Origin of the sequence: Paenibacillus violae (assembly GCF_032461945.1) — a bacterium.
Lineage (GTDB): Bacteria > Bacillota > Bacilli > Paenibacillales > NBRC-103111 > Paenibacillus_E > Paenibacillus_E violae.
Genome location: NZ_JAWCUD010000007.1, coordinates 322,081 through 333,022 on the forward strand (window position 1 = coordinate 322,081; position 10,942 = coordinate 333,022).

The 10,942-nt window shown below is 47.4% G+C and carries 11 protein-coding genes; 7 read left to right on the forward strand and 4 right to left on the reverse strand.

Annotation, left to right across the window (positions count from 1 at the left end):
* Positions 1-15 precede the first annotated feature (15 nt).
* Entirely contained in the window at positions 16-882 is an 867-nt protein-coding gene (gene galU / locus RQP52_RS21175; protein WP_315953699.1) for a UTP--glucose-1-phosphate uridylyltransferase GalU, read from the reverse strand.
* A 43-nt stretch (positions 883-925) separates the two neighbouring features.
* Complete coding sequence (locus RQP52_RS21180; RefSeq protein ID WP_315953700.1) at positions 926-2,251, reverse strand: UDP-glucose dehydrogenase family protein; 1,326 nt, start codon at positions 2,249-2,251, stop codon at positions 926-928.
* Positions 2,252-2,511: 260 nt separating this feature from the next.
* Between RQP52_RS21180 and RQP52_RS21185 the strand changes: the two genes are divergently transcribed.
* Genes RQP52_RS21185 through RQP52_RS21215 form a run of 7 tightly spaced genes read left to right on the forward strand, consistent with a single transcriptional unit; the run spans position 2,512 to position 8,319 of the window.
* Positions 2,512-3,288: a glycosyltransferase family 8 protein gene (locus tag RQP52_RS21185; RefSeq protein ID WP_315953701.1), complete on the forward strand. Its 777-nt coding sequence runs from the start codon at positions 2,512-2,514 to the stop codon at positions 3,286-3,288.
* A gap of 31 nt (positions 3,289-3,319) precedes the next feature.
* The gene (glf, locus tag RQP52_RS21190) at positions 3,320-4,441 is read left to right on the forward strand and encodes a UDP-galactopyranose mutase (RefSeq protein WP_315953702.1); all 1,122 of its coding nucleotides are present in this window, start codon (positions 3,320-3,322) and stop codon (positions 4,439-4,441) included.
* A gap of 26 nt (positions 4,442-4,467) precedes the next feature.
* Positions 4,468-5,244 (forward strand): hypothetical protein, encoded by a 777-nt coding sequence (locus RQP52_RS21195; RefSeq protein ID WP_315953703.1) that lies wholly within the window; start codon positions 4,468-4,470, stop codon positions 5,242-5,244.
* Positions 5,245-5,255: 11 nt separating this feature from the next.
* Positions 5,256-6,035 (forward strand): hypothetical protein, encoded by a 780-nt coding sequence (locus tag RQP52_RS21200; protein WP_315953704.1) that lies wholly within the window; start codon positions 5,256-5,258, stop codon positions 6,033-6,035.
* A 13-nt stretch (positions 6,036-6,048) separates the two neighbouring features.
* Complete coding sequence (locus tag RQP52_RS21205; protein ID WP_315953705.1) at positions 6,049-6,819, forward strand: hypothetical protein; 771 nt, start codon at positions 6,049-6,051, stop codon at positions 6,817-6,819.
* 25 nt (positions 6,820-6,844) lie between these two features.
* Positions 6,845-7,810, forward strand: coding sequence for a GDP-mannose 4,6-dehydratase (locus tag RQP52_RS21210; RefSeq protein ID WP_315953706.1), 966 nt, complete (start codon positions 6,845-6,847; stop codon positions 7,808-7,810).
* On the forward strand, positions 7,783-8,319 hold the full coding sequence (locus RQP52_RS21215; protein ID WP_315953707.1) for a hypothetical protein: 537 nt from the start codon (positions 7,783-7,785) through the stop codon (positions 8,317-8,319). The genes RQP52_RS21210 and RQP52_RS21215 overlap by 28 nt, the downstream gene beginning before the upstream one ends.
* Before the next feature lie 225 nt (positions 8,320-8,544).
* Here the strand turns inward: RQP52_RS21215 and RQP52_RS21220 are convergent, their stop codons facing one another.
* A complete protein-coding gene (locus RQP52_RS21220; RefSeq protein WP_315953708.1) occupies positions 8,545-9,687 on the reverse strand; it encodes a glycosyltransferase family 4 protein in 1,143 nt (380 codons plus the stop codon).
* A gap of 26 nt (positions 9,688-9,713) precedes the next feature.
* Positions 9,714-10,847, reverse strand: a complete 1,134-nt coding sequence (locus tag RQP52_RS21225; RefSeq protein WP_315953709.1) for a glycosyltransferase family 4 protein — start codon at positions 10,845-10,847, stop codon at positions 9,714-9,716.
* Between the last annotated feature and the right edge of the window lie 95 nt (positions 10,848-10,942).

Sequence of the window (10,942 nt, forward strand, 5' to 3'; positions counted from 1 at the left end):
TTTTTAACCCAATCGTTATTTCCTTTCGATAAACCTGATATAGTCCAAAATAGGCTGTCTCAAATCTTCCCGCTGCACCGCGATATCAAGAATCGCTTTCACATAACCCAGATGATCGCCAACGTCATGCCAGACGCCGTTAATCTCACAAGCGTGAACCGCCTCTTGCTCATTCAGCTTCGAGATCGCATCGGTCAGCTGTATTTCTTGCCCGACACCCGGCTCCTGCCCCTCCAAGATGTCGAAAATAGCGGGCGTCAAAATATATCGGCCAATCATGGCAAGATTAGACGGAGCCTCCTGAGGCTTCGGCTTCTCCACAAGCTTCGTAATATTATAAAAGCGATCAAACAACAGCTGGGCATCAATGATGCCGTAGCTCGAAACATCCTTGGGATTCACAGGCTGCACACCGATAATCGATGTTTTGTACCTATCGAAATAATCCATCATCTGTTTCAAGCAGGGAACATCGGACTGTACAAATGTATCGCCAAGCAGAACGGCAAACGGCTCATCATTAATAAACTTTCTGGCACACCAGATGGCGTGGCCCAAGCCTTTCGGCTCTTTCTGGCGAATGTAGTGGATATCGATCAGTTGCGCCGGCTCCTGCACCTTTTCCAGCATCCTCAACTTCCCTTTTTGCTGCAAATGGTACTCCAGCTCAAAAGCGTTGTCGAAGTGGTCCTCCAGCGCACGTTTGCCTTTTCCCGTCACAATGATGATATCCTCGATGCCTGAAGCAACCGCTTCCTCCACAATAAATTGAATCGTAGGTTTATCAATGATCGGCAGCAATTCTTTTGGCATCGCTTTGGTTGCCGGCAAGAACCGGGTGCCCAGACCTGCTGCAGGAATTATTGCTTTCCGAACTTTCATAATGATCATCATCCTTCTGTGTGGATTGGGATAGGATGAACGATCACTTCATCCTACCGATGCTTTGATAGACGAATCCTTCTTCTTTCATCATGTAGGGATTAAATAAGTTCCTTCCGTCAAAAAGTACCGGCTGCTTCAGCAAGCTCTTGATACGGCCCAGGTCCGCCGACCGATACTGCTTCCACTCTGTAAATATCAACAGCGCATCCGCATCCATAAGAGCTTGATAGAGCCCTGTGAAATACGTAATATTCTCTTCGCCTAAAGCCTGGTACGCATTCTGCAAGGCAACCGGGTCATGAACTTGAATCTGAACTCCGCGTTTCCTTAACTGTTCGATGGTCTCAATGGACGGCGCTTCCCGAATATCGTCGGTTTCCGGTTTAAAGGATAATCCCCACACGGCCAGTCTAAGTCCCTTCAAATCTTCCCCGAAATGGCCTACAACCATCTCAAACAACTTTTTCTTCTGCTTATGGTTCACTTTATCGACAGCTTCTAAGATATGCGTTGGAATATTCCGCTCCGTAGCGCTTTGGATAATAGCCCGTACATCCTTAGGGAAACAAGAGCCGCCATAACCGACCCCAGCTGATAAAAAGTAACTGCCAATTCGATGATCGAGCTCCATCCCTTGACGAACCCGTTCAATATCGGCACCGACAGCTTCACAGATTCCAGCCATTTCATTCATAAAACTTATCCGTGTGGCCAACATCGCGTTGGAAGCATATTTGGCAAGCTCAGCAGAGGCAATATCCATGTGAACGATAGGAAATCCCTTGCTCGTAAGCGGCAAATAAAGCTTCTCCATATAGGCCAGTGCTCTGGGGTTGCTGCTCCCGACAACAATTCGGTTAGGGTTCAAGAAATCATTGACGGCAGCGCCTTCTCTTAAAAATTCCGGATTCGAAACAATATCGAATTCCAAGTCCGTGAGCCCTCGGTTCTTTAACTGCTTTTCAATGATGCCTCGTATGCGCTCGCTGCTGCCGATAGGAACCGTTGATTTCGTAATAACAATGGCATAATCTCGAATACTTGCACCAATCTGCTCTACGGCCTTCATCACATAAGTAAGATCGGCAGATCCGTCTTCAGCCGGCGGGGTTCCTACAGCGATGAAAATGAATTGGCTTTGTGCCACAGATTCGCTAATATCCAACGAAAAGCTTAACCGACTCTCTAGCACATTTCGTTCAACCAGCCGTTCCAATCCAGGTTCGTAAATGGGCAATTGTCCGTTCAGCAATGCGGATATTTTGGCGGGATTATTATCCACGCAAATCACTTCATGCCCCATTTCCGCCAAACATGCCCCAACCACGAGTCCTACATAACCAGTTCCAATCATGCAAATCTTCATGGCCGCTCTCCCTTGTTGTGTAGAGTTCATTGACGCTAACCGCAAGTGCGGGTAGACATTAATCACTGTCATCTTAAAGTGTATGCGCCTTGTCTTATTACAAACTCGGACGGATAACTAACCCCTTGGAAAAATCAACTATTACCTACTTGAGCAAGCTTTATTCTGCTTTTCGGGACAAACGTACAAACCACCCTTTCCCTCCGGTAATACAAATATCTAGACGGGTAAAAACCAATGTGTACGAAGGAGGATTACGCTTGGAAAGAATCCATATCGTCGTGGCTACCAATGACAAGTACGTGAAGCATTTGGCAGTGATGCTTACTTCCTTATTCGAAAATAAATCAACGAATCGGCCCCTCTCCCTCTACGTGATCGACGGCAAAATATCTAACGAAAACAAGCAGAAGCTTCATAATGCCTTGAAATCCTTCCAAGTGGAGCTTTCTTTTTTAACGGTAGAGGACTCTCTCTTTCAAGATGTCGTCGTTCGTTATCATTTGAGTAAAGAAACCTACTATCGGATTGCGATTCCAGCCCTCTTGCCGAAGGACGTCCGCAAAGCGCTTTATCTGGACTGTGATCTCATTGTGAAAGAGGATATTACCAACCTGTGGGATGTCAACATTGATAAGTATCATCTCGGCGCTGTGCCGATCCCCGGTAAAGTGCTTCGTTTCGAGGAACTTTCCATTCCTGAAAAATATGGATATTTTAACGCAGGCGTGCTGCTCCTGAACTTGAAAAAATGGCGTGATAACCAAACCTCGGAGAAAGTTCTACATTATATGAGAAAAAATCCGGAGAAGCTTAAATTCATGGATCAGGATGCTTTAAACGCCGTTCTGCACGAGAAGTGGCTGAAGCTCGACCCCAAGTGGAACTATCAAGTGCACCGTTCCCATCATCAGCGTTTCAATCCGGCCATCATTCATTACACAACGGATAAAAAACCGTGGAACAGCTGGCATAATCCCAAGTTTAAAGATGAGTATCTCAAATATGCGAAAAAAACCAATTGGAAGCTAGACTAGCGGCACAGCCCAACGTTCAGGAGGTCGAGTAATGAAAACAGATTGGTTAATCATTGGCGCAGGCTTTACAGGCGCAACGCTGGCAGAGCGAATTGCCTCCCAACGGGGAGAGAAGGTCTTGATTGTCGACAAAAGAGATCATATTGGCGGTAACTCCTATGACTGTTATGACGAACACGGCATACTAATTCATAAGTACGGCTCCCATACCTTCCATACGAACTCGAGTATGGTCTGGAATTACCTCTCCATGTTCACCCCGTGGCGTCCTTACTTTCATGAAGTGCGCGTGGTGATTGACGGCAAGAAGGTGCCTGTCCCTTTTAATCTCAACTCCATCTACGCCTTGTTCCCTCCCAAATATGCAGAAAAGCTGGAAGCGCTGCTGATTGACCACTTTGGTTATGGCGTCAAAGTGCCGATCTTGAAGCTTCGCCAAAGCGCAAGCGGAGAATTAAGCGACTTGGCCGATTTTATTTATCAAAACGTATTCTACAAATACACGCTGAAGCACTGGGAGTTAGATCCGGAACAACTTGCACCGTCTGTGACCGCAAGAGTCCCTGTCTACATCTCACGGGATAATCGCTATTTTCAGGACACCTATCAAGGACTCCCCAAACACGGCTATACGCCTATGTTCAACAAAATGCTCAATCATCCTAATATTAAAACCCTCCTGAATACCGACTACAAAGAGCTCATCGGCGAAATAACGTACAAACGAATGATCTATACAGGTCCGATTGATGAGTACTTCAACTATATGCACGGTCAGCTTCCGTACCGCAGCATGCGCTTTGAATTCGACACGTTGGATACCGAGTATCATCAGGAAGTCGGGACGGTCAACTACCCGCATGAATACGACTACACAAGGGTTCTGGAGCAGAAGCATCTCACGGGTCAGCAATCTCCCAAAACAACCATTTCTTACGTGTACCCTGAAACCTATACCATAGGTAAAAATGAGCCTTATTACCCGATTCCGCGCGATGAAAACAAAGACCTCTACAAGCTGTATCAAGCGGAAGCCGACAAAATCAAGGATACCGTGCTGTTTGCGGGAAGATTGGCTGATTACAAATACTACAATATGGATCAGGCCGTAGCTCGTGCGTTAACGCTTTTCCATAATGAGATTCAGAAATAAGCGTATAGGCAGAGGAGGCTGCATTCATGATTTGTATGGCTTTATTAGCTCACGAGAATGAACAAGCATTGCGTAATCAAATTCGAAATATTCGGAAATATAATCCCCAGGATGTCCAAATCATCTTCTACAACGGCGGTCAGGATACGAATTTCGGTAAAAAGGTATGTGAGGACGAAAATGTCCTGTACTGTCCTTACAGCCGTCCTTTAAAGCAGCGTACCAGCGGCCGGTTTTTCTATGATGTCATGAGGTTTCTTGAGGATAAAAAAATAGCCTATGAGTACCTGGTTTATTTGGAGTATGACATCATGTTTGTCAATTCAGGGTTTCGCGAGTACTTGTTAAGTAAAATGGAAGGCTACGACTGCCTGGTTAAAATACTTCGCAAAGAAGTCGATCCGAAGAATGCCTCGTGGCCTCCTGCCAGAGACATGTGGAAGGACTGGGAACGGTGGAAGTCGATATTCGAGTCCGATGCCTTCTACCGCACCTCCTCTCCAATGTCCGTCTTCCGTCATGGCATCATTAAGAAGATGCTTGGAGGGCTGAATAAGAAGCGCCTGGAGCATCTGTTTGATACGTCGAACATTCCTTGTCTGGGTGAAATGTTATACATTACATTAGCCAAAAAATACGGCGGCAAATGCAAAATTTACGGGGATAATACCAAACGGTTTCTAAGATTCCGACCCGCCATTACACGGAAAGAAATTAAAGAGGCCAAAAGCCGGTCTGACGTTATGTTCGTTCATCCCGTGAAAGACGCCGAAGTGCGTGATTGGATTTTTAATCAACCCTAGGAGGCTGGAACATGCTCTGTTTTGCACTGTTAGCGCATGCTGATGAAAACGCCCTCTACAAACAGATCCGTAACATTCGCAGATATAACCCGAATAACGTACACATTGTTTTGTACAACGGCGGACCGGATGCAAATTTCGGCAAAGCCCTTTGCAAAAAAATGAAAGTCATGTACTGCCCGTACAGCAGGCCATTGCAGAAGGGGAAGACGGGACGTTTCTACTATGATGTCATGAGATGGTTAGAGGAGAAGAACGTCAACTACGACTACTTAGTCTACACCGAATATGATGTGATGTTCGTCAATCACGGATTTGAACGCATGGTCGAGAATGAACTTAGGGACCACGACGCTCTTGTGAAATTAATCCGCCACGAGAAAGACCGTAAGCGCAATTGGTGGATTCCCGGCAAAACGATGTGGAAGGAATGGCATCGCTGGAAGCCGTTCTTCCAGACGGACGATTTCTATGGGACTTTTAATCCGATGCAAGTGTATAGGCATTCCATCCTGAAACGGATGTTGGCTATCATCGATACGCCTATGCTGGAAGAGCTTTTTAACGCTACGAATGTATACGCCTTAGGAGAGATGCTCTATATTACGCTAGCCAAAAAATGCGGTGGACGCTTAAAGGCTTACCCTAAACCGAGTGTAGATTACCTCCGCGTGTACCATCGCATTCGTCTGAACGACGCCAAAGAGGCCAGTCAGAAGCCCGAGGTCATGTTCGTCCATCCGGTCAAGGACGCTGAGGTTCGCGATTGGATTTTCAACCTTAAAAAATAAAGGAGGAAGCCGCATGATTTGTTTCGCTCTATTAGCCCACGAGAACGAACCTGCGCTTCGCCAACAAATTAGAAACCTTCGGAAGTATAACCCGAATGCTTTTATCGTGCTTTATAATGGCGGCACCGACAGGAATTTCGGCAAAGAGGTATGCCAGAGCGAACACATCCTCTACTGTCCTTACAGCAGACCCCTGCGCAGAGGACGGACCGGAAGATTCTTCTACGACGTCATGAGATGGCTGGAAGATACCCGAATTCCCTATGAGTATTTGGTGTACACCGAATATGATGTGATGTTCATTCACGGCGGATTTGAGTCGTTCCTGAGCAATCACATGGAGGACTACGATTGTTTAGTAGAGGCCCTCAAAACAGAGACGACGCCTCACAAAAGCAATTGGACAACGGCACTCGGCATGTGGAAGGAGTGGGGTCTTTGGCAGCCGTTTTTCCAAAGCAATCACTTCTACGGCACGTTTAACCCGATGCAGGTTTATCGGCATAGACTTGTGAAGAAGATGCTGGCCAGAGTGAACAAACCGCTATTCGAGCAAATTCTCGCCAAAACGGATGTTTTTGCGTTGGGAGAAATCCTGTACATGACGTTAGCCATGCAGTGCGGAGCCAGGTGCCAAGAATATCCTAGCAAAATCAGGCAGTGCTTCCGCTATCGGCCGAATATATCCTTGCAAGAAATTCAAGCGGCTTCACAGAAATCGGAAATCATGTTTGCTCATCCCGTCAAAGACGATTCTGTCCGCGCTTGGATAAGCGCATTATGATCAAGCAGCCAAGGAGGAAACCATGATGAAACAAAAAATTCTGGTTACCGGGGGGGCGGGATTCATCGGAAGCCACCTGGTGGACTCTCTTCTCTTGGACGATAACTACGAAGTGCTTGTGATCGATAACTTTGACGACTACTATGAGCGCAAAGTGAAAGAGAACAACATTCAAAATCACTTGCGTTCACCTAGATATGAACTAATCGAAGCCGACATACGAGACAGAGCCGGCATGGACCGCATATTCAGTGCTTGGAAACCGGACGCCGTCGTCCATTTGGCCGCCAAAGCCGGGGTCCGGCCATCCCTCGAAATCCCGAGCACCTACGTCGATGTCAATCTTGCGGGCACGGTCAATCTGCTGGATGCTGCCGTCAAATACGGCGTTTCCAAGTTTGTTTTTGGATCGTCCAGTTCGGTGTACGGCTTGAATGACAAGGTGCCGTTCTCGGAGACGGACCCTACCCTGCTCATCGCCTCGCCATACGGCGCCACCAAAGCTTCAGGCGAAGCGCTGTGCCGCAGCTACAGCCATTGTTTCGGCTTGCCGATTGTCGCTCTGCGCTTCTTCACGGTATTCGGTCCCCGTCAGCGACCGGATTTGGCCATTCATCTGTTCGCCAAAAAAATCGCAAAAGGTGAACCCCTTTCCCTGTTCGGAGACGGCACGACCAGTCGCGATTATACGTATGTAGCCGATATCGTTGCGGGGATTCGTAAATCCATCGATTTCGACCATCCCGGTTACGAAGTGTTTAACCTCGGGAACGACCACCCGACCAGTTTGTTGGACCTTGTCACCGCGTTGGAGAATGCGATGAACAAGAAGGCAATCATCCACTGGAAGCCGATGCAGATCGGCGATGTCCCACGAACATGGGCCAACTTTGAGAAAGCGCACACACTATTGGGCTACACGCCATCGACGAGCTTGGAGGTTGGCATTGAGCGCTTCGTGCAGTGGCTGGAAGAGGAGTCGCTGGCTTAAGCGGCTTGATTTGCAGCCGCTGGTGGCGGCGGCGGGGGCGCAGAGCGGTCGGCCAACTATGCACCGCCCACGCCACTCTTCGCTGCCGTCTCGCAGTCGCCCGCAACCGTCTTGAACCCCAAAAAGGCCAACCGCAAAGTTGGCCTTCGTTTACATATGCTACTTGTAAGATAACGCCGATTCCTCCAGCTATTTGCTGCAAATGTTCCACTTTTTCCTATGTAGCTGGATTTTTCGGCGTTAATTTCGCCGAGTATGCCCGATTCTCGACTCCTACCGGCGATTTAGCTAGAGTTTCTACCGTTATTTCGTTCCCTGCCACTGAGCAGCGCAGATTAACGGTAGTTTTTCCATCTCCCTTAGCTGCAGCACATCAGTGGATGCTCACCTTGCAGCATATAAAGGAACCTGAGGGCGCTATTTGTGCCCTCGGGTCTGTTTTTACATTCTTGGGGAACTACGGGGACTTATTTCAACGATTTGGGCGAAAGTCCAGCCCAATCCGTTGAAATAAGGGACCATAGTTCCCCTTCCTTGTGTAAAAGGGCCTATTTCGCAGAAATAGCGCCCTGTAGTTCCCCCGAGCTGGCCGCAATCCCGGCCTCGGGCCCTGCTCCGGCTCTTTCTCTGGCTCCAGCTTCAGCATCGATCACCCGCTCGGTCTCCGCCGGCTCCACACTCCCTAGCCGGTCCCTGCGGCACCTAACAGGCGGCGACTCCCCGCAACCGCTCCCTCATACATACAGCTCCAGCAATCGCTTGGCAACGTGCTGGAACCCATAGTTGCCTTCCACAAATTTGCGGCCAGCACGGCCTAACTCATCCGCTTTCGACGGATTCGTGAAGATGTGGCTGATCGAGTTCGCGAATGCCCATGGATCGGTATAGGCGCTTATGACGATTCCGTTCTTATGATTCGATATGATCTCGGCATTGCCCCCACGATTCGTCGTAATAATCGGGAGGCCCGCCCCCATGGCCTCATAATGCACTCTAGCAAGTGGCTCCTGCCACTGGGAACTGCAGACGAACACATCCCCGAGCAAGTAAATCGAGGGAATCTTGCTTGGAGGCACAAAGTTCGTGAACACAACTCTGTCTTTCCCCAGCGAATCGCCAAGCCTTCGCAAATTCGATATATAATCGTCTACACGGTTATCGCTGAACCATTTGCTTCCGACAATGACCAGCACGGCGTCATCATGTTTTTTGACGACCCGCTGCATGGCCTGCAGCAGAACATCAGCCCCTTTATTGGCGGACAGCCGTCCAACGAATAACACAACTTTTTTATTTTCGACGCCGTATTTTTTGCGCAATGCCTTTCTTTCAGCCTGAGCATCTTCCCGCCATATGGGTTTGTACTGCTCCAGATTGATGCCAGAGTACACCGTCTTCACCTTACTTGCAGCTTCAGGGTAACGATCCACAATTGTTTTTCCAATATAGTTGGAGATGGACATGATGTTGTGGGTTATTTTAACCACTTGACGACCCTTGTCATCCGGCAGTTTCTCTTGGCGAAACATCTCATTATGACAGCTCAAAACAACCCGGCTCTCAGGCATAGCTTGCTTGATGATAGGGACATACATGGGACGGTTAAACACATGAATAACATCAAATGTCCGATTACTACTCCTCATTTTTTTCAACTCGTTGGCAACATTTAGTTGATAATCATTTTTCGCAACCCGGATATAGGTCACACCTTTTACTACCTCCCGGTCACGAAGGTCATTATCTTTTATGCAAAATACCGTTATTTCATGGCTCTCGCTTAAATAGGGAATCACGCCATCGATGAAAATTTGAATAGCTCCTCCCCGGATAGAAGGAACGGTTAGCATTTCCGTACAAACCAAAGCAATCCTCACACTGTTCACTCCAATCGTATACGGTTTCATGTGGTTTGATATAAATTCGATAGTCGTTGCGCATACTTCTCAAAGTTATAACGATCCGTAATCAATTTCCTGTTCTCGCGTCCTATTCGGATGCGTTTCTCTTGGTTGCTTAATAACGTGATGATGGCCTGAGCGTAAGCTCTTGGGTCTGTATAACGATCAATGATATAACCGTTTTTCTCATTTAGAACAAGCTCAGGATTCCCCCCTCGATTCGAGCTGATGATCGGTATGCCGGCTGCCATAGCCTCATACTGAACTCTTGCAAGCGGCTCCTGCCATTGGGATGGGACCACAAGCACATCGCTCATCGTATAGTAGCTGGGAAGCCTGTCTACCGGTATAAAATTGGTAAAATATATATAAGAGGACACAGCCATAGCTCTTTTTCGAAGTTTCGTGACATAAGTGCTAATGGTCCGGTCGCCATACCACTTACTACCAATGATCACTAGCGCTGTTTTGGGATATTTTCTGATGACGAGCTTCATGGCGTTAATTAGATGATGACAGCCTTTTTTGGGCAGCAGCCTGCCAACAAAGAGGACGACATGGAAGCCAGGAGGGATACCCAATTCTCCCTTTAGCTTTTCAGCGATCTTTTTACCTTCTCTGGTAAAATGAGGCGTAAATCGCTTAGGGTCTTCTCCCGTATAAAGCGTGGTGATTTTGCTGCTGACTGCAGGAATGGTTTTGATGATGTCCTGTGCAACGAATTTACTGACCGTAATGAGGTGATCGGCTAACTCAAAAGCGTGAAGTGCAGCCTGATCACGGGTCTCGTGATTGATCAATAAATTGTGAAGCGATAAATAAACGCGGGCAGCCGGAACGGCGCTCTTCATTTCTTCAACCCAATTCGGTCTATTAAATAATTGAACTACGTCAAATAGTTGCTTTTCACAGTAACTCAGCACGTCATTGAAATAAGTGGATTGGTCATAACGAATGAATCTCACACCATTCATCCGTTCATCATTGCTGAGCGAAGGATCCTGTATCGAAAAAATCGTAACCGAATGACCCAATCTGCTTAAATAAGGAGCCATGCGATCAATCAATAACTCAATCGCTCCGCTTTTGATCGGTGGACACGGCAAAGAATCCGGGCAGACTAAGGCAATTTTCATGAAAGTCCTCCTTTCGTAGATGCATGCCATTAAGGTTATTCTATATCCTATTCTTCATGACGCATAAATGTTTGTACATATCCAAAAAAAGCTCC

Excerpts from the sequence above, each read along its gene's own strand:
- RQP52_RS21225 (WP_315953709.1), bottom strand. The coding sequence starts at position 10,847 with ATGAAAATTGCCTTAGTCTGCCCGGATTCTTTGCCGTGTCCACCGATC.
- RQP52_RS21205 (WP_315953705.1), top strand. The coding sequence starts at position 6,049 with ATGATTTGTTTCGCTCTATTAGCCCACGAGAACGAACCTGCGCTTCGC.
- RQP52_RS21195 (WP_315953703.1), top strand. The coding sequence starts at position 4,468 with ATGATTTGTATGGCTTTATTAGCTCACGAGAATGAACAAGCATTGCGT.
- RQP52_RS21180 (WP_315953700.1), bottom strand. The coding sequence starts at position 2,251 with ATGAAGATTTGCATGATTGGAACTGGTTATGTAGGACTCGTGGTTGGG.
- RQP52_RS21210 (WP_315953706.1), top strand. The coding sequence starts at position 6,845 with ATGAAACAAAAAATTCTGGTTACCGGGGGGGCGGGATTCATCGGAAGC.
- galU (WP_315953699.1), bottom strand. The coding sequence starts at position 882 with ATGAAAGTTCGGAAAGCAATAATTCCTGCAGCAGGTCTGGGCACCCGG.
- RQP52_RS21200 (WP_315953704.1), top strand. The coding sequence starts at position 5,256 with ATGCTCTGTTTTGCACTGTTAGCGCATGCTGATGAAAACGCCCTCTAC.
- glf (WP_315953702.1), top strand. The coding sequence starts at position 3,320 with ATGAAAACAGATTGGTTAATCATTGGCGCAGGCTTTACAGGCGCAACG.